This window comes from Agrobacterium tumefaciens, from assembly GCA_025559845.1.
Taxonomy (GTDB): domain Bacteria; phylum Pseudomonadota; class Alphaproteobacteria; order Rhizobiales; family Rhizobiaceae; genus Agrobacterium.
In genome coordinates this window covers 798,304-817,024 of sequence record CP048469.1, presented here as the reverse complement: position 1 = coordinate 817,024, position 18,721 = coordinate 798,304, and the positions used below count along the sequence as shown (strand labels likewise).

Annotated in this window: 18 protein-coding genes; 11 read left to right on the top strand and 7 right to left on the bottom strand. The window is 58.2% G+C overall.

Annotated elements, in window-relative coordinates; genetic code table 11:
• Positions 1 to 208 precede the first annotated feature (208 nt).
• The 7 genes from FY156_03960 to FY156_03930 all read left to right on the top strand — a co-directional run bounded on the left by FY156_03960 (position 209) and on the right by FY156_03930 (position 8,630).
• On the top strand, positions 209 to 1,378 hold the full coding sequence (locus FY156_03960) for an LptF/LptG family permease (GenBank protein ID UXS00705.1): 1,170 nt from the start codon (positions 209 to 211) through the stop codon (positions 1,376 to 1,378).
• Positions 1,375 to 2,463 (top strand): LPS export ABC transporter permease LptG, encoded by a 1,089-nt coding sequence (gene lptG, locus FY156_03955; protein ID UXS00704.1) that lies wholly within the window; start codon positions 1,375 to 1,377, stop codon positions 2,461 to 2,463. The genes FY156_03960 and lptG overlap by 4 nt, the downstream gene beginning before the upstream one ends.
• Positions 2,463 to 4,844 (top strand): LPS-assembly protein LptD, encoded by a 2,382-nt coding sequence (locus FY156_03950; GenBank protein UXS00703.1) that lies wholly within the window; start codon positions 2,463 to 2,465, stop codon positions 4,842 to 4,844. The genes lptG and FY156_03950 overlap by 1 nt, the downstream gene beginning before the upstream one ends.
• A 308-nt stretch (positions 4,845 to 5,152) precedes the next feature.
• The gene (locus FY156_03945) at positions 5,153 to 6,100 is read left to right on the top strand and encodes a peptidylprolyl isomerase (GenBank protein ID UXS00702.1); all 948 of its coding nucleotides are present in this window, start codon (positions 5,153 to 5,155) and stop codon (positions 6,098 to 6,100) included.
• An 18-nt stretch (positions 6,101 to 6,118) separates the two neighbouring features.
• Positions 6,119 to 7,141, top strand: coding sequence for a 4-hydroxythreonine-4-phosphate dehydrogenase PdxA (pdxA, locus tag FY156_03940; GenBank protein ID UXS00701.1), 1,023 nt, complete (start codon positions 6,119 to 6,121; stop codon positions 7,139 to 7,141).
• Positions 7,141 to 7,971 carry a 16S rRNA (adenine(1518)-N(6)/adenine(1519)-N(6))-dimethyltransferase RsmA gene (gene rsmA / locus FY156_03935; protein UXS00700.1) on the top strand — a complete coding sequence of 277 codons (831 nt, stop codon included), beginning with the start codon at positions 7,141 to 7,143 and terminating at the stop codon, positions 7,969 to 7,971. Before pdxA ends, rsmA begins: the two co-directional genes overlap by 1 nt.
• Before the next feature lie 44 nt (positions 7,972 to 8,015).
• Positions 8,016 to 8,630: an alpha/beta hydrolase gene (locus FY156_03930; protein ID UXS00699.1), complete on the top strand. Its 615-nt coding sequence runs from the start codon at positions 8,016 to 8,018 to the stop codon at positions 8,628 to 8,630.
• 28 nt (positions 8,631 to 8,658) lie between these two features.
• Here the strand turns inward: FY156_03930 and gmk are convergent, their stop codons facing one another.
• The 7 genes from gmk to fabD all read right to left on the bottom strand — a co-directional run bounded on the left by gmk (position 8,659) and on the right by fabD (position 15,616).
• Entirely contained in the window at positions 8,659 to 9,321 is a 663-nt protein-coding gene (gmk, locus tag FY156_03925) for a guanylate kinase (protein UXS00698.1), read from the bottom strand.
• Between the two features lie 3 nt (positions 9,322 to 9,324).
• Complete coding sequence (locus tag FY156_03920) at positions 9,325 to 10,212, bottom strand: YicC family protein (GenBank protein ID UXS00697.1); 888 nt, start codon at positions 10,210 to 10,212, stop codon at positions 9,325 to 9,327.
• Positions 10,213 to 10,276: 64 nt separating this feature from the next.
• On the bottom strand, positions 10,277 to 11,497 hold the full coding sequence (gene mltG, locus FY156_03915; protein UXS00696.1) for an endolytic transglycosylase MltG: 1,221 nt from the start codon (positions 11,495 to 11,497) through the stop codon (positions 10,277 to 10,279).
• A 281-nt stretch (positions 11,498 to 11,778) separates the two neighbouring features.
• Complete coding sequence (gene fabF, locus FY156_03910; protein ID UXS00695.1) at positions 11,779 to 13,041, bottom strand: beta-ketoacyl-ACP synthase II; 1,263 nt, start codon at positions 13,039 to 13,041, stop codon at positions 11,779 to 11,781.
• Positions 13,042 to 13,286: 245 nt separating this feature from the next.
• The gene (locus FY156_03905) at positions 13,287 to 13,523 is read right to left on the bottom strand and encodes an acyl carrier protein (protein UXS00694.1); all 237 of its coding nucleotides are present in this window, start codon (positions 13,521 to 13,523) and stop codon (positions 13,287 to 13,289) included.
• A gap of 374 nt (positions 13,524 to 13,897) precedes the next feature.
• Positions 13,898 to 14,635, bottom strand: coding sequence for a 3-oxoacyl-[acyl-carrier-protein] reductase (gene fabG / locus FY156_03900; GenBank protein UXS00693.1), 738 nt, complete (start codon positions 14,633 to 14,635; stop codon positions 13,898 to 13,900).
• A 36-nt stretch (positions 14,636 to 14,671) separates the two neighbouring features.
• On the bottom strand, positions 14,672 to 15,616 hold the full coding sequence (gene fabD / locus FY156_03895; protein ID UXS00692.1) for an ACP S-malonyltransferase: 945 nt from the start codon (positions 15,614 to 15,616) through the stop codon (positions 14,672 to 14,674).
• 211 nt (positions 15,617 to 15,827) lie between these two features.
• On the opposite strand from fabD, the gene FY156_03890 reads away from it, so the two are divergent.
• The 4 genes from FY156_03890 (at position 15,828) to rpsR (ending at position 18,716) form a co-directional block, all read left to right on the top strand.
• A complete protein-coding gene (locus FY156_03890) occupies positions 15,828 to 16,871 on the top strand; it encodes an aldo/keto reductase (protein ID UXS00691.1) in 1,044 nt (347 codons plus the stop codon).
• Between the two features lie 117 nt (positions 16,872 to 16,988).
• On the top strand, positions 16,989 to 17,741 hold the full coding sequence (locus FY156_03885) for an alpha/beta hydrolase (protein UXS00690.1): 753 nt from the start codon (positions 16,989 to 16,991) through the stop codon (positions 17,739 to 17,741).
• A 281-nt stretch (positions 17,742 to 18,022) separates the two neighbouring features.
• Positions 18,023 to 18,451, top strand: a complete 429-nt coding sequence (gene rpsF, locus FY156_03880; GenBank protein UXS00689.1) for a 30S ribosomal protein S6 — start codon at positions 18,023 to 18,025, stop codon at positions 18,449 to 18,451.
• A gap of 16 nt (positions 18,452 to 18,467) precedes the next feature.
• Positions 18,468 to 18,716: a 30S ribosomal protein S18 gene (gene rpsR / locus FY156_03875; GenBank protein ID UXS00688.1), complete on the top strand. Its 249-nt coding sequence runs from the start codon at positions 18,468 to 18,470 to the stop codon at positions 18,714 to 18,716.
• The last annotated feature ends 5 nt before the right edge of the window (positions 18,717 to 18,721 follow it).

The following is an 18,721-nucleotide window of genomic DNA, read 5'->3' as shown; positions in this document are numbered from 1 at the left end:
AGCGAAAGGCATTTTTATGAAACATGGAAAGAAATTCGAAATTCGGTGATGTGGCAGCGGTGTTCCACAAAAAGACACAGAGCCGGGAAAAAACGTCGCACAAAACAGATTTGTGAGTGGTCCGGAGTCGCCAAGCGCAAATGTTGCGATTAGATAGGCGGAAATCCGCTCGCCGATCACACGAGCAAATGACGACAACAAGGGCCGCATGAAGCTTCTCGAGAACTATATCCTGCGACGGACAACGCAGATGTTTCTGGTAGCGCTGCTTCCGGTGCTGGCCATCATCTGGACCATCCAGGTTCTCCAGAGAATCAATCTGGTGACGGATACCGGTCAGTCGATGGGGTCATTCATGGCGCTTGCGACCATGATTCTTCCGACGCTCATTCCTGTCGTTCTGCCGTTTGCGCTGGTTATCGGCATCACGCAGACGTTCACGGCGATGAACAACGATTCCGAGCTTGCCATCATCGATGCGGCCGGTGCGCCGCGCATGATCATGTTTCGCCCTGTTCTCGTTCTCGCAGCCGTGCTGAGTGCACTCTCCTTCACCATCACCAACTTCATCGAACCGCCTGCCCGCAATTCGGCGCGGCAGATGGTTGCCGCGGCCTATGCGGACCTCCTGTCGTCGGTGATCGAGGAAAAGACGTTCCGCACCATTCAGGACGGTCTCTACGTTCAGATCGGACAGCGGCAGGGCCGCATTCTCAAAGGTCTGTTTGTTGCCGACCGCCGCGACCCCAACTTCGACCTCATCTATTACGCCAAGGAAGGCATGATCGACGAGAGCGGCACGTCGCTGACGATGCGCGACGGGGAAGTGCAACAGAAGACGCCTGACGGCAAGGTTTCGATCGTCAAGTTCCTCTCCTACGCATTCGATCTCTCCACCATGTCGGAGAAAAAGGACACCGAGCAGTCGCTCTCCCCAAGCGATGCGAGCCTTGGCTTCCTTCTGTCTCCCGATGAGAGCAATTCGAGCTACGCCCGCGCGCCGGAGAGCTTCCGAAGCGAATTACACAAGCGCCTGTCCGACTGGCTGTTCGCTTTCTCCTTTGCACTGATCTCGCTGGTGATCGCGGCAGATGCCCGTTCGCATCGTGAAGCGCGGCTTCATCCGATGGTCGCCGCCCTCATCACAGCTTTCATGCTGCGCTGGGCCGGCTTCTACGTCACCAACCAGGTCAAGCAGAGCGCCGCCTTCATTCCGCTCGTTTATGCCGTTCCTGGCCTCAGCGGCGCGGCGGCAGCATTCGTGCTCATGACGGGTCGCAAGCCCAGAACGCCGAAATTCATCGCCAATGCCGCCGGGCGCTTGCGCCGACTGTTCACCGACAGAATGGCGCGCAGTTCGGGGAGCGGCAACGCATGATCTTCAACACCCTCGCCCGCTATTTTCTGAGACGCTATCTGATGACGGCCGTCTGGTTCGTTCTCGGCGTTTCAGCGATCATCTATCTCGCTGACTTCAGCGAAACGGCCAGACGCATGTCCAGCCTGCCCGGATATTCCGTGCCCGCGGCACTCGGCCTGACGGCGCTGCGACTGCCGCTTATTCTTCAACAGACCGTTCCGTTCATCGCGCTCTTCGTGGGTATGACGACGCTTATTTCGCTCAACCGGCGTTATGAGCTGGTGGTGACGCGCGCAGCCGGAATTTCGGCCTGGCAATTCATTCTGCCATTCGTGCTCGGCTCCGTGCTGATCGGCATATTGTCCGTGACCGTGCTCAACCCGATTGCTGCCTGGGGCCAAAACCAGTCGCTTTCGATGGAGGCCGGCTGGCGTAACGAGGCCAATGCCGGCCGTCAGCAGGACGTCATTCCGTGGCTTCGCCAGTCGAGTGGCGGGCAGGATACGATCATCGGCGCAAAGAGCTTCGAGGACAACGGAACACTGCTTCTCGACGTCGTTCTGGTGCACCTCGACAAGAGCGGTAACATCGTTTCCAGACAGGATGCGAAGTCGGCTAAGTTGGAAGATGGTTACTGGCTTCTTAACGGTGTGACAGAGACGCGACCTGGCCATGTGCCAGTTCGGCAAGACAGCACCCGTATCAGTACCAATCTGAGACAGGAATTCGTTCAAGAACGGATGACTCAGGCGGAAACCGTTGCTTTCTTTGATCTTTCTCGCAAGATCGAGATCGCGAAGTCTTTCGGCCTCTCTTCGAAGGCACTCGAAACGCAGTATCACTTTCTGCTATCGACGCCTCTTCTTTTGGTCGCGATGACCTTGATCGCCGCGACCGTTTCACTAAAGTTCAGCCGCTTCGCCCAATCGCGCTCCGTGATTCTGGGTGGAATCGTTTCCGGCTTCGTGCTTTATGTAATAACCGTGCTCGTAAGAGCGTTCGGGAGCAGTGGCGTTGTCCCTCCCTTCGTGGCGGTCTGGGTTCCAGTCACCGTTGCGTTGGCGCTAGGTGCAACGATTTTGCTTCATCAGGAGGACGGCTAGTGGCGGTATATGACCGCGGGAATATCAGGCGGCTTTGGACGGCCCTTCTGACAGGTGCCGCTGTGTGCGCATATCTGGCATCCGGACAGGTCGCTATCGGCCAGGACGGCATCTTTGCGCCCGGAAGCCAAGACGATTCGAAACTCCTGCTTACAGCGAATGAACTGACCTATAACCGTGATGCAGAACGCATTATCGCGAAGGGTGTGGTTCGCATGCATTATTCGGGTTACCGCATGGTGGCCCAGCAAGTGGAATATAACCAGCAGACCGGCCGCGTGATCGCACGCGGCAACATCGAGCTGATCGAGCCGAGCGGCAACAAGATCTATGCCGATGAGCTGGATGTCACTGACGACTTTGCTCAGGGCTTTGTAAATGCCCTGCGTGTCGAGACACCTGACAACACCCGTATTGCCGGCGAGAGCGCAGAACGCCTCGACAGCGATGTGATGGTGCTCAACAACGGTGTCTACACCGCCTGTCTGCCGTGCGCGCAACGCCCGGACAAGGCGCCACTCTGGCAGGTCAAGGCCGAGCGCGTCGTTCAGGACGGAAAGACCCACACAGTGCGTCTGGAAAAAGCCCGTTTCGAGCTTTTCGGACAGCCGATCGGCTATCTGCCGTTCCTGACCGTTCCGGATAACACCGTGAAGCGGAAGTCTGGCTTCCTGTTCCCGCAGATGAGCATCACCGATAATCTCGGTTTCGGCATCGGCGTGCCCTATTTCCACGTCCTGTCCGACACGGCAGACGTGACTGTTACGCCGACCTATTACACGACGCAGGGTCTGCTTCTGCAGGCTGAAATCCGTCAACGTTTTGAAACCGGCTACCATACGGTGCGGATGGCTGGCATCGACCAGCAGAGCTCCGACACCTTCACGGCCGGAACCAGCGATGCGCTGAACGACACCCGCGGCATGATTGCCAGCAAGGGCGACTTCAGCATCAATCCGCGCTGGGCGTTCGGCTGGGACGCCATGGTCCAGACCGACAACAACTTCTCGCGCACCTATGAGCTGAAGGGTTACAAGAACGACGTTCAGACGAACCAGTTCTACCTGACAGGCATCGGCGAGCGGAACAAGTTCGACCTGAACGCATATTACTTCAACGTTCAGGACACGGATGATTCCGAATCCGAAGAGCGCAAACAGGCAATCGTTCACCCGGTTCTCGACTACCGCTATTTCGTACCGGACCCGATCTATGGTGGCGAGTTGTCGCTGACAACCAACCTTACCAGCATCACGCGTCTGAAACAGGATGCCTATGCACTTGGTGGTTATTCGCGCTTCAACGGCCTGGAAGGCGATTACACGCGCTTCACGACCGAAGCCGAATGGAAGCGTACCTTCACATTCGACAGCGGCGTGCAGTTGACGCCGCTCTTCGCCGCACGTGGCGACGCCATGTGGTCGGACATGTCTCCGGCAAGCTTCACGTCCGGCGGCACCTCTTATGCCTATGAAGGTATGATGCAAGACGACGCAGCGTTGCGCGGCATGGTCACGGGTGGTCTTGAAGTGCGTTATCCGTGGTTGTTCACGGCTGCGAACAGCAACCATGTCATCGAGCCGATCGCGCAGATTTTCGTGCGTCCGGACGAATCCTATTCCGGTCGTTTCCCGAACGAGGATGCGCAGGCGTTCGTGTTCGACGCGACCAACCTGTTCGATCGTGACAAGTTCTCCGGCTACGATCGCATCGAAGGCGGTACGCGCGCAAACATCGGTTTCCGCTATAACGGCACATTCGACAATGGATATGGCGTGCGGGCGATTGCCGGTCAGTCGTTCCATCTCGCGGGTGAAAATTCCTTCGCTTCCTACGATCTGGTCAATGCCGGCGCCAATTCCGGTCTTGAATCCGATCGTTCGGACTATGTCGCGATGGCAGCCTTCGACGCACCGATCGGCCTTTCCTTCTCGACGAGTGTCCGTCTTGACAAGGACGACCTCGAGATCAACCGGTCTGAAACAGGTGTGGCCTATTCCGATCGCCGCGTGACCGGCAAGGTCAGCTATACGCAGGTCAAGGCGCAGCCGAAATACGGCTACAACGAAGACCGTGACATCATTCAGGCGTCCGGTTCCCTTCGCATGAACGATAACTGGTCGCTGTTCGGATCGATCAACTACGACCTGAACGGCAAGTTCGCCGAAGAGCGCCGCGTCGGTATTCTCTACCAGGACGAATGCACAATCTTCACCGTAAGCTATTCGGATGAAGGCACGATCACGTCGAACAGACAGTCTGCCAACGACTGGTCGATCAACGCCCGTATCGCCTTCCGCACACTCGGCGATATCAGTGTTGGTTCCGCGAATGATGACTGGAACGACATGGATATCGGCTGGAAGCCGAACAACTACTAAGCTGAAAGACGGAGCGCATGGCAAATGCGCTCCGTTTTCGACTTCAGCGTGTCGTAGCGGCCTCGTCCGCCACGCTTTCGCCGCAAGAGATCGCCAGTGTCGATCCCGATTTTTTTGATTTTCATTTGGAAGATCGATGCATTGCCGTTTTGCGGATCGCGATGATATATACGGGTCGCATTCGCGGCGCGGATGAACAAGCCGATGTCTGACAGTGACGAACCGCAAGGCGGTATTCGCGCAGGACGGACGGAACAGACTGCCGGGCAAGCGGAGAGCCTTGCCTGCCCGACGAGAGGGAGAAGGAAATGATGAATTTCGGAAAGACGGCTTTGCGTGGCGCGGCTTTGGCCTTTGCGATCTTCGCCGTCCCGATGGCTGTTTCGCCACTTACCAGCCAGGCGTTTGCCGACAGCACGGTGAAAATCGTCGTCAACAAGACCCCCATCACCAGCGATGATATTTCGAAACGCGTTGCGTTCCTGAAACTGCAGCGCCAGAGCGGCAACCTCAACCAGAAGGCTCGTGACCAGTTGGTCGACGAAGCCCTCAAGCGTGAAGAGATCGCCCGCGTAAAGATGTCCGTCAGCACCGATGACGTTGACGCCGCGTTCGCTCGTTTTGCCGCCAACAACAAGATGAACCCGCAGCAGTTGACGCAGATCCTGTCGCAGGCGGGCGTCGGTGCCGACCACTTCAAGTCCTTTATTGCCGTGCAGATGAGCTGGCCGCGCCTCGTGAACGCCCGTTATGGCGCACGCGCCAAGATGTCGACGCAGGATCTCGTAACGCGCCTCAAGGAGCGTGGTGAAAAGCCTGTGACGACGGAATATTTCCTGCAGCAGGTGATTTTCGTCATTCCCGAATCCAAGCGCAAATCGATCACAGGCAAGCGCAAGAGCGAAGCTGAAGCATCGCGCAAGAACTATCCGGGCTGCGAACAGGCCAAGACATTCGCTGCCACTATGCGCGACGTCGCGATCAAGGATCTCGGCCGCATTCTCGCACCAGAGCTGCCTGAGGACTGGAAGGCTCTGGTTGAAAAGACCAAGGAAGGCGGCACCACCGGTACACGCGTCACCGAAAAGGGTGTTGAATATCTGGCGATCTGCAAGCAGCGTCAGGTTTCGGACGACTACGCGGCCGAACTGGTCTTCAAAGCTGAAGACCTGATGAAGGCCAAGGATGGCGAGAACCCGAACGAGGCGAAGTATATGGAAGAACTGCGCAAAAAGGCGCAGATCGTCAACACCTGACGCGAAAGCCTGCCATCCGTGACACAGATTTCCCTGCCGCTTGCCCTAACCCAGGGCGATCCCGCTGGTATTGGCCCTGATATCGCAATTACTGCATGGGCAAAACGCAGGGAAACAGGTCTGCCGCCGTTCATCTATATCGGTGACCCGGATGTGGTGGCGAGCCGTGCCGCCTTGCTCGGCATCGACATTGCGATCAAGACCTGTGAGGTTGAAGACGCGGTCGCGTGTTTCGACGATGCCTTTCCGGTTCTCTCCCTGCCCGTCGGTTTTGACGTGCAGGCTGGCCAGCCGCATGTCGGCGCTGCCCATGCGACGATCAAAGCCATCGAGACGGCAGTCGCGCTCACGGTCGAAGGCAAGACTGCCGCAGTCGTTACCAATCCCATCGCAAAATCCGTGCTTTACGAGGCAGGTTTCGGTTTTCCGGGTCACACGGAATTCCTGGCCGACCTTGCATTGCGAATGACTGGCAAGGCCCTGACACCGGTGATGATGATTGCGGGCCCGAAGGTGCGCGTCGTGCCGGTCACGATCCACATCCCGGTCAAGGACGTTCCTTCCGCTTTGACGGAAGAAGCCATCGTCGAGACCTGCCGTATTATCGATACGGATCTGAAACAGAAATTCGGCATTGCCGCACCGCGTCTGGCCATAGCCGGTCTCAACCCGCACGCGGGCGAGGACGGTGCGATTGGCGTCGAAGATCGCGATATTATTCACCCTGCCGTCATGGGGCTTCGCAAGGAGGGCGTTGATGCTTTCGGCCCCCTGCCCGCCGACACCATGTTCCATGACGCCGCCCGCAAACGTTATGACGTGGCTGTCTGCATGTATCACGACCAGGCACTCATTCCGGCCAAGGCACTTGGTTTCGACGATTCCGTCAATGTCACGCTCGGCCTGCCTTTCATCCGCACATCGCCGGATCACGGCACCGCTTTCGGCATCGCCGGTCAGGGTATTGCGAACGAAACAAGCCTCGTAGCAGCGCTGAAGATGGCTGCAGACATTGCCGGTCGCGGCAAGGCTGGTCTTTGATGGCGGCCATTGACGGGCTCCCCCCTCTCAGGGACGTTATCCAGCGCCATGGTCTGGATGCCAAGAAATCCCTCGGGCAAAACTTCCTGTTTGACCTGAACCTCACACAGAAGATCGCCAGAACCGCTGGCCCGCTGGAAGGCGTCACGGTCATCGAGGTTGGTCCTGGCCCTGGCGGCCTGACACGCGCCATCCTCTCGCTTGGCGCGAAGAAAGTCATCGCCGTTGAGCGCGATAGCCGATGCCTACCGGCACTGGCCGAAATTCAGGCCCATTATCCCGGGCGCCTCGAGGTGATCGAGGGCGATGCGCTGAAGACCGATTTCGAGACGCTTGTTCCGGCTGGAGAGCCGGTCAGGATCATCGCCAATCTTCCCTACAATGTTGGCACGCAATTGCTGGTCAACTGGCTACTCCCCAAAGCGTGGCCTCCGTTCTGGCTGTCGATGACGCTGATGTTCCAGAAGGAAGTCGGTCAACGCATCGTGGCGGAAGAAGGTGACAACCACTACGGGCGCCTCGGTGTGCTGGCGGGTTGGCGGACAGTGGCTGAAATGGCCTTCGACGTGCCGCCGCAAGCCTTCAGCCCGCCGCCAAAGGTCACCTCTACCGTCGTGCATCTGCTGCCGAAGGACAAGCCAATGCCCTGCGACGTGGCGAAGCTTGAAAAGGTGACCGAAGCAGCCTTCGGTCAGCGCCGCAAGATGCTGCGTCAGAGCGTGAAAGCGCTGGGCGGCGAAACGCTTCTGGAAAAAGCCGGGATCGATCCGACACGTCGGGCGGAAACGCTCTCCGTCGAGGAATTCGTGACGCTGGCGAATTCGCTCTAGATTTTCTCCGATCCGCATTGCGGGCATGTAACGAGGGTTTGAAAGTGGACAATCAACCGTTTCACTACAAGCTCGATGGCGCCTCTTCCTCGACGGCATCACCTGTCGTTTTGCTGCATGGATCGGGACGTACGGAAGACGACCTCCTGCTGTACGGTCGTGAAGCTTTTCCGGGGCATAAGCTGTTTCTACCGAGAGGAAATATCGCCTGGGAAAACGGTTTTGCGTTTTTCAGGCGACACCCGGACAGAACGCTTGATATCGAAGACCTGAGAGATCAGGCAGCCAGGCTCTGCGACTTTCTGGAGTTTGTGGCTCGCCAAACCGGACAAAGACCGTTTGTCGCGGGATACTCGAACGGCGCGATCATCGCTGCAGAGACGATATTTCAGAAGCCCGAACTGTCGCGAGGCGCCATTCTGCTGCGACCGCTGTCGCCGCGCTCTGGTGAGCCCTTCCCGCCGCTCCATGGATACCCTGTCCTGCTGCTCGCAGGGATGCGGGACGACAGACGTCACCCAGAGGATGCGCCGTTCCTTGCAGATCAATTGACAATGGCGGGGGCCGCGGTGTCGCTGAAAACGCTCACGGGTGGTCACGGCTGGGCGGATGACGCAGCCGATGTGCGCCATTCGCAGGACTGGCTGTCGTGCCAGTAATCAACCCGATTCGGGAATTAGGTCAGCTTTAGAGTTTTGGCTCTTCTTCAAGCAATTCGCGCACGAAGTCGAACATGCCGTGGCGACGGTCGCGACGCACGCGCTCGGCCTTCACAATGGCCTCCACGGCGTCGAAAGCAGCCTGCAGGTCATCATTGAGAATGACATAGTCGTAATCGCGCCAGTGCTCGATTTCAGAGCGGGAATTCACAAGGCGCGTCTGAATGACCGCTTCTGTGTCTTCAGCTCGGCGATGCAGGCGCGATTGCAGCTCGGTCATTGTCGGGGGAAGGATGAAAATCGACACGACGTCACTCTTCATCTTGTCCTGAAGCTGCTCGGCGCCCTGCCAGTCGATGTCGAACAACATGTCCATGCCTTCGGCCATCGCCGCTTCCACCGGCTCTCTGGGAGTGCCGTAGAAATTGCCGTGCACTTCGGCCCATTCCAGCAGCGCATCGCCATCACGCATCAACTCGAATTCGCGCTTGGAGATGAAATGATAGTGGATGCCTTCAATCTCGCTTTGACGGCGTGGACGTGTTGTCACGCTGACGGACAGCTTGATGTTCTTGTCCTTGTCCAGAAGGTTTCTGGCAATCGTGGACTTGCCCGCGCCTGACGGCGACGAGATCACCAGCATCAGCCCTCTGCGGGCAATCTTGACGGGAGAATTGTTCACCGGGGCCATGGCCTACTCCAGATTTTGGACCTGTTCGCGGAATTGGTCGATCACCACTTTCAGCTCGATACCAGCAGCGGTTACCGCACTGGCGTTCGATTTGGAACAGATGGTATTCGACTCCCGGTTAAATTCCTGTGCAAGAAAGTCGAGCTTGCGTCCAATCGGGCCACCAGCCTTCAAAAGCTCACGCGAGGCTGCAACATGCGCGTAGAGGCGGTCGATCTCCTCGCGCAGATCCGCCTTCGTTGCAATCAACGCCGCTTCCGCATGCAAACGGTCACGGTCCAGTCCCTGGGTCCCGTCACCAATCAGGGCGATCTGCGCGGCAAGGCGCGCGGCAATCTGCTCCGGTTGCCGCGACGGGTCGCGTTCAATAACCGTCGCAAGCTGCTCAATGCGGTCGATATGCCCCGACAGAATACCGTAGAGCGATTCCCCTTCCCGCTCGCGCATTGCCTTGAGCTTAAGAACGGCTTCGGCAAAACCTGCCAGCACATCGCGATTGCGGGCAGCCTGCGCCTCGGCGTCATCTTCCGCCTCACGGAAGTCCACCAGTCCACGCACCGACAGCAGCGTGTCGAAGCTCAACGGTTTGTCGTCCACGACATTGCCGAGCTCCTTCTTGAGCGCCAGCACAGCATCCAGCGCGTCGCGGTTGATAACCGCTTCCAGCCGGTTTTCAGCGGTTGCCAGGGATAACCCCGCCTGGATATTGCCGCGCGACAGGCTGCGGGATGCAACTTCGCGCAATTCCGCTTCCAGACCTTCCATACCCGTTGGCAGACGCAGACGTAAATCCAGGCCCTTGCCATTCACAGAGCGTAGCTCCCATGCCCAGCGATAGCGTCCGGACGCACCTTCGCTGCGTGCGAAGCCGGTCATCGATTGCAATGTCATTTAAGAAGTCCCCACAGCATCATGCAAACCGGGCCTCGTTTGATCGAGGCCCGGCAAAAACTCATCAATTGTTGGCTGGTTTTTCCGCTTCCGAACCACCCGGTTGGCCGTCTACGGCAACGTCGGGATTTCCACCGGCTGCCGCTTTTTCCGCCTCGATCTTGCGCCAACGGCGGACATTGGCGTTGTGTTCTTCCAGCGTCTTGGCAAAAGCATGACCGCCCGTCCCATCGGCGACGAAATAAAGATCGTCAGTGCGCCAGGGATTGGCAACCGCTTCCAGTGCGGCACGTCCCGGATTGGCAATCGGCGACGGCGGCAGGCCCTTGATGACATAGGTGTTAAACGGCGTCTGCTTCTGCAGGTCGGACTGGTAGATCGGCCGGTCGGACGGTTTGCCGTCGCCACCGAACAGTCCGTAGATGATCGTCGGGTCAGACTGCAGGCGCATGCCCTTCTTCAGGCGGTTGTAGAATACGGAGGCCACATGGGCGCGCTCGTCGTCCTTGCCTGTTTCCTTCTCGACAATAGACGCCAGCGTTACAAACTCTTCAACTGTCTTGATCGGCAGGTCGGGATCGCGGCGCTCCCAAATCATCTCGATCAGCTTGTTCTGGGCGACGCTCATCTGATTGACGATTTCTTCGCGCTTGGTGCCACGCGTGAAACGGTAGGTATCGGGGCGCAGGGTGCCTTCCGCCGGCAGGCTGGCGGGCAGTTCTCCGTCCAGAACCTCGTCGGCTGCCAGACGCGCAAACATTTGCTTGACCGTCAGACCTTCCGGCAAAGACACGGAATAGAGAATCGACTTGCCGGACTCCAGCAACAGCAGGATGTCCTTCATCGAGGCGGCAGCCTTGATCTCATATTCGCCGGCCTTCAGCGTCTGCTCCTTCTGGAGATAGCTGCCGGTCATCAGACGGAAAACACGTGCGTTGGTGATGACGCCATTGCGCTCCAGATTGTTGGCAATCTCGATGAGGCCGGCGCCGTTGCGCACTGTGAAATGGGTATTGGCTTCCAAAGGACCGGGCTCCTGGAAGGAGCTGATCATGTAATAGAAGGCAGCAACGGCAAGCACGCAGACGGCAACCGCCAGCGTCATCAGGAAATTCAGGAAAATCACCAGTTGCCCATGAGCCTTGCGGGAACGCTTTGGCGGAGCCGGAACTTTTTCCGGCCGCAGCGCCTCCGTCGGAGACTTCGGAATGATCGGGCCGCGGCTACCTTCGCCCGCGCCGTCGCGTCCGTATTGTCCCTGGCTGTTCTGGTTCGTATCGCTCACCGGCGGTCCTTTTCAGTTCGGCATTATCAGCGCTTTTTGCGCAGGCAATGCGGCAAAAACAGGTTCGGGATGCCATCCTGCACCACATCAAAGCATCGGTGGCGGTTTTCCGCACGGTTTCACGAAAACTCGTTCCCAATACGGCAGATAACGCAAACTGACATAAGTTTGGCGAAGCGGAAAAGTTGCCTCGCCTAAGGCGTTATCCTTGGCCTCCGATGCACAACGACCGGAGGCGGTTTTCGACGATTCCGTCTTTAACGGCAAGAGCCGTCAGACAATCAGGCTTCGTAGCGACGCAGAACGAGCGACGCGTTGGTGCCGCCGAAGCCGAAGGAGTTCGACAGGGCAACGTTGACGTCGCGCTTGCGGGCCTTGTGCGGCACGAGATCGATCTTCGTCTCGACATCGGGATTGTCGAGGTTCAGCGTCGGCGGGACGATGTTGTCGCGGATCGCAAGTGTTGCGAAAATTGCTTCGATCGCACCTGCTGCGCCGAGGAGGTGGCCCGTAGCCGACTTGGTCGAGGACATCGAAATCTTCGAAGCAGAATCGCCAACCAGACGTTCAACCGCACCGAGTTCGATGGTGTCGGCCATGGTCGATGTACCGTGGGCGTTGATGTAGTCGATATCGTCGGGCGTCAGGCCGGCGCGCTTCAGCGCCATGGACATGCAGCGGTAAGCGCCCTCACCGTCTTCGGACGGCGCGGTGATGTGGTACGCATCGCCAGACAGGCCGTAACCGACAACTTCTGCGTAGATCTTCGCGCCGCGTGCCTTGGCGTGTTCGAGCTCCTCGAGAACCACGATACCGGCACCCTCGCCCATGACGAAACCGTCGCGGTCACGGTCATAGGGACGCGATGCCTTCTGCGGGTCATCGTTGTGCTGTGTGGAGAGCGCCTTGCAGGCAGCAAAACCGGCAAGCGCAATACGGCAGACCGGCGATTCGGCGCCACCGGCAACCATGACGTCAGCATCACCGAGGGCAATCAGGCGCGCGGCGTCGCCAATGGCATGCGCACCGGTCGAGCAGGCTGTTACGACGGCATGGTTCGGTCCGCGCAGCTTGTGGCGGATGGACACCTGACCAGACACCAGATTGATGAGGCGGCCGGGAATGAAGAAAGGCGAAACGCGACGCGGACCCTTGTCTCGCAGCGTGTAACCGGCTTCGACGATACCTTCGAGACCGCCGATACCGGAGCCGATCAGGACGCCGGTCATGATCTGGTCTTCGTCGGTTTCAGGGTGCCAATTGGCGTCGTTCAGCGCCATGTCGGCTGCTGCCATACCGTAGACGATGAAGGGATCGACCTTGCGCTGTTCCTTCGGCTCCATCCAGTCATCAGGATTGAAAGTGCCATCGGAACCATCGCCAAGCGGAATACGGCAGGCGATTTTTGCGGGAAGGTCTTCGACCTCGAATTCCGTGACCAGACGGGCGCCGTTCTGGCCGGCAAGCAGCCGCTCCCAGGTCACTTCCGTTCCGCATCCAAGAGGAGATACCATGCCGGTACCGGTGATAACGACACGCCTCATGCCAACGCTCCGCCCTTATCCAATCATCGGTCTTTTCTTGCTGCGTCTCTGATCGTCGATGACTTGCAGATGACACTACAACATTCTGAATATGCGCATAAACCATTTTGCCGGACCATTTCCGGCCAAAGGGACTACGCGCCGGAGACACGCGCCAGCTCTGCGTGCGCCTCTCGCGATAAAATATTGGCCCGGACAAGCCGGGCCAGAACGGGAGGTTGAATAACCTCCCCGAGTACGGTCGATCAGGCCTGTGCCTTTTCGATGAACTTTACGGCGTCGCCAACGGTCAGGATCGAGTCGGCAGCGTCGTCAGGGATTTCAACGCCGAACTCTTCTTCGAAAGCCATAACCAGTTCAACGGTGTCGAGCGAGTCAGCGCCCAGATCGTCGATGAAGCTTGCGCCTTCAACAACTTTGTCGGCGTCAACGCCAAGATGATCAATTACAATTTTCTTTACGCGTTCTGCGATATCGCTCATGTCGGTTTCCTCGACCTTTATTTTAAAAGGGAATGCCTTGCGGCACCCTGCCCTGTCAGAAGCCCTCAAGCACCGTTCAAATCCGGCACCGCGGGCAAACCCGTTAAACCCGGTCCAAGCTAGACATCGTTGCAAAAATTCGCAACGGCTTACTGTCTCTCCGGGACGACTGTTCACAGTCTTGGCCCGCTTAACATGGTTTCAATCGGTCGAAAAGCCTGAAAACGCGCTAAGCACAGCGTATCACAGGCTCTTTCGCCTGAAACCAGAGCGGGTAGACACTTGCAGGCGCCAGGAAAATGCCTGGTTCGACCCAGGCGCCAGCAAGATTTCAAAAGACGCGCGCCCCTTTCCGCAACAGAAAGGGCATCACATCAAATCATCGCCATGCCGCCGTTCACATGCAGCGTCTGGCCCGTCATGTAACCCGCTTCGTTGGATGCGAGATAAAGCACGGCGGAAGCGATTTCCGCACCGGTTCCCATGCGCTTCATGGGAATGGCACCCATGATGGCTTCTTTCTGCTTGTCGTTCAGCTTGCCGGTCATGGCGCTTTCGATGAAGCCCGGAGCCACGCAGTTGACGGTAACATTACGGGTTGCGATTTCCTGCGCCAGCGACTTGGAGAAGCCGATCATGCCGGCCTTCGACGCGCAGTAGTTTGCCTGGCCCGGGTTACCGGTCACGCCGACGATGGAGGTTATGTTGATAATGCGGCCGAAACGGCGGCGCATCATCGGATGCGTCAGTTCGCGCGTCAGGCGGAACATCGCCGTCAGATTGACTTCAATGACGTTGTCCCAGTCTTCGTCGCTCATACGAACGAAAAGGCCATCCTTGGTAATGCCGGCGTTGTTGACGAGGATGTCGACGCCTTCCAGCTCGGCCTCGGCCTTTTCACCCAGCGCCTTAACCTCGGCGCGGTCCGCCAGGTTTGCCGGGAAAATCTTGACGCGATCGCCAAGCTCGGCGGCGAGTGCCTCAAGCTTTTCGACGCGCGTGCCGTGCAGTCCGACGGTTGCGCCCTGCGCGTGCAGCATGCGGGCGATTTCTTCGCCGATGCCGCCGGTTGCGCCTGTGACGAGAGCCTTGCGGCCGGTCAAATCAAACATGGAATGTTCCTTCTTTAAACGGGGCGACCGCGGCCTTCAGCCTGCGAGGGTCGCCAGGAGCTGATCGATATCGGCAGCATTGTTGACGGCGACGCCATTCACCGTCTTGTCGATGCGGCGTGCAAGCCCTGTCAGGACCTTGCCGGAGCCGATCTCATAAAGTTGCGTGATGTTGTTGGCGGCAAACCACTCCACCGTCTCGCGCCAGCGAACCTGGCCGGTGACCTGCTCTACCAGCAGTGCAGCGATTTCATTGGCATCGGAGACAGGCGCCGCGCGCACGTTGGCGATGACGGGCACGATCGGGTTCTTCTTTTTCACCTGTGCAAGCGCTTCGCGCATCGCATCTGCCGCAGGGCTCATCAGCGCGGAATGGAAGGGCGCGGAAACCGGCAGCATGATGGCGCGCTTCGCACCCTTTTCAGAGGCAATGGCGGCCGCCTTTTCAACGGCAGCCTTGCCACCGGAAATCACGAGCTGTCCGCCGCCGTTGTCATTGGCGATCTGGCAGACACCGAGGCTTTTCGCCTCTTCGCAGATTGAGGAAACGACGTCATGCTCAAGGCCGATGATAGCCGCCATCGCACCTTCACCAACAGGCACGGCAGCCTGCATGGCGTTGCCGCGAATGCGCAGCAGGCGGGCGGTGTCGGCGATCGAGAACGTGCCGGCAGCGCAAAGTGCCGAATATTCACCGAGCGAGTGGCCGGCGACATAGGAAACGGAATCGGTCAGCTTCAAACCGCGCGCTTCCAGCACGCGCATCACAGCCATCGAAACGGCCATCAGCGCAGGCTGCGCATTGGCGGTCAGCGTCAACGTTTCTTCCGGTCCGTTCCACATGATATCGGACAGCTTCTGGCCGAGCGCCTCATCGACTTCTTCGAAGACAGCGCGTGCTTCTACGAACGTATCGGCAAGTTCCTTGCCCATGCCGACGGCCTGGCTTCCCTGACCTGGAAATGTGAATGCATTACCCATGGGATGTGGTCCTTCTTTTCTGGCCTTCCCTTATATTATCGGGACTTCCATTCACATTCCGGCCCATGAAGTCAAGGCTTGAAGCCTGTGGATGGGCCAAGCCACGGGGTTTTGCCGTCCAATTTCACGTTTTCAATGCAGCATATTTTTTCTTGCACTGCGGCATTTCCAGACTAATTTCATGCCACCTTCCAAGCATCAGGACATTTCCATGAAACATAGAACATTGGGCCGCACGGATATCTCCGTGTCCGAAATCTGCCTTGGCACGATGACGTGGGGCACCCAGAACACGGAAGCCGAAGCCCATCAGCAGATGGATTACGCCCTGGAAAACGGCGTCAACTTCTTCGATACGGCCGAACTTTACCCCACCACACCGGTGTCGGCCGAAACGCAGGGCCGCACGGAAGACTATATCGGCACGTGGTTTGAAAAGACCGGCAAACGCAAGGACGTCATTCTTGCCACCAAGGTCGCCGGCTCCGGCCGTGATTATATTCGTGGCGGGCGTGATATCGATGCCAGTGCCATTCGCGAGGCGGTCGACACAAGCCTGACGCGACTGAAGACAGATTATATCGACCTCTACCAGATTCACTGGCCGAATCGCGGCACCTACCATTTCCGCGGCGCATGGGGTTTTGATGCCAGCGGTCAGGCAACAGAACGGACGCTTGCCGAGATCACCGAAAAGCTGGAAACGCTTGGCGAACTGGTCAAGGCCGGCAAAATCCGCGCAATCGGCCTTTCGAATGAAAGCGCCTGGGGCACGCAGAAATACATCGATATCGCCGAGGCCGCCGGTCTGCCGCGTGTCGCAACCATTCAGAACGAGTATAATCTGCTCTACCGCAGCTTCGATCTCGACCTGTCCGAAGTGGCCCATCACGAGAATGTCGGCCTTCTCGCCTACTCGCCTCTGGCGGCTGGCCTTCTGACCGGCAAATATCAGAACGGTGCGCGCCCGGCCGGTTCGCGTGGCACGATCAATCGCGATCTCGGCGGCCGTCTGCAACCGCTGCAGGAAGCGCCGGTGAAGGCCTACATCGATCTCGCTGCCAAGCACGGCATCGATCCGGCACAGCTTGCCATCGCCTTCTGCCTGACCCGCCCGTTCATGGCTTCCGTGATCATCGGCGCAACGACAGTCGACCAACTGAAGACCGATATCGCAGCAGCAGATGTCAAACTTTCCGACGACGTTCTGAAAGGCATTGCCGAAATTCATCGGCAGTATCCAATGCCGATCTGACCCCAGACATCGGACAGAGAATTTCATGCCCCGCAGTTGCGGGGCATTTTTATTATAGACGCTCAGACTCGCCCCCCTTGTCCGACGCAATCAATAAAACCGAGGTCTTCAAAAACGATGCCCAGCCTTTCAGAACCGGTCGTCCTGATTCACGGCCTCTTCGGCAATCTCAACGATCCGGAGATACTGGCGCCGTTTGACGGTATCGACGTGCATACGCCTGACCTGATCGGTTACGGCCGATACCGCGATGAGCCCATCGAAAATTTGACCTTGCGCGATCAGGCCGACCACGTCGCCGGTCATATCCGCAATATCGGCCGTCCAAAAGTTCATCTTGTCGGGCATTCAGTTGGCGGCGCGGTTTCGGCGCTGGTTTGCCAACATTATCCAGATATGATCGCCTCGTTTACAAGCGTCGAAGGCAATTTCACGCTGAAGGACGCCTTCTGGTCGGGACAGATCGCCCAAAAGCCCGATGCAGAAGCGGCAGAGATCATAAGAGAGTACGAGGCGGACCCGGCTCAATGGATCGCCAAGGCGGGCGTCCCGGTCAATGACTGGACATTGTCGCTTGCAAAGGGATGGCTGGCCAATCAGCCAGCCACGACGATCAAGGCGCAGGCAAGGGCTGTTGTTGCGGCGACGGGGCACGACGACTATCTGTCCGGCCTGCGCGCCACGATGGAAAGCGGCCTTCCGGTCTATCTGGTTGCCGGCGCCCGTTCCGCCTCCGGTTGGGATGTCGCAGACTGGGCAAACGATCTTTGCAGGATGCGCGTCAACATTCCCCGGACCGGACACCTGATGATGGCGGAAAATCCGGCATTGTTTGCGTCCACAATTCTCAACTGCCTTTCCTGCGCATGAGCGAAATGGCGCGAAAGCCAGACTTTCCCTTGCATTCCCGGCAAAAATGCGTATAAGCGCGCTGTTCACGACACCCGGTCTTATGGCTGGTGGCTGAACGGAGGGCTGGTTCCGGTAACGGAACAGCAGGAACCATAAGGTTTTTCCGGCCTCCCGTGTCTCCGCTCTCGACCGTCTCGAACAACGCTTTTCTTGCTTTCGGCATATGCCGGCCAAGAGCAGTCGTTGAGGCTTAGCGCCGTTGCCGGGTGAAGGACAAAACGCAAGAAAGGCAAGCTTAAATGGCTCTTTACGAACACATCTTCCTTGCTCGGCAGGATATTTCTGCTCAGCAGGTCGACGCACTTGTAGAACAGTACAAGGGCGTTATCGAATCGTTCGGCGGTAAAGTCGGACGCGTCGAAAACTGGGGTCTGAAGTCCCTCACCTACCGCATCAAGAAGAACCGCAAGGCTCACTACGCCCTGATGGACATCGACGCTCCGGCGGCGGCTATCCATGAAGTTGAGCGTCAGATGCGCATCAACGAAGACGTTCTTCGTTACATGACCATCGCTGTTGAAGCCCACGAAGAGGGCCCGTCCGCGATGATGCAGAAGCGCGATCGCGACGACCGTCCGCGCCGTGACGGTGACCGTCCGGACCGTGGCCCGCGCGAAGGCTTTTCCCGCGACGACCGTCCGCGCCGTCCGCGCGAAGACCGTGCATAAGAAGGAGATTTGACCAATGGCTGACGCATCCTCTTCCCCGGCACGCCGCCCGTTCCACCGTCGTCGCAAGACGTGCCCCTTCTCCGGCGCAAACGCTCCGAAGATCGACTACAAGGACGTACGTCTTCTGCAGCGCTACATTTCTGAGCGCGGCAAGATCGTTCCTTCGCGCATCACCGCCGTTTCCCAGAAGAAGCAGCGCGAACTCGCTCAGGCGATCAAGCGTGCACGCTTCCTCGGCCTGCTGCCTTACGTCGTAGCGTAATGACT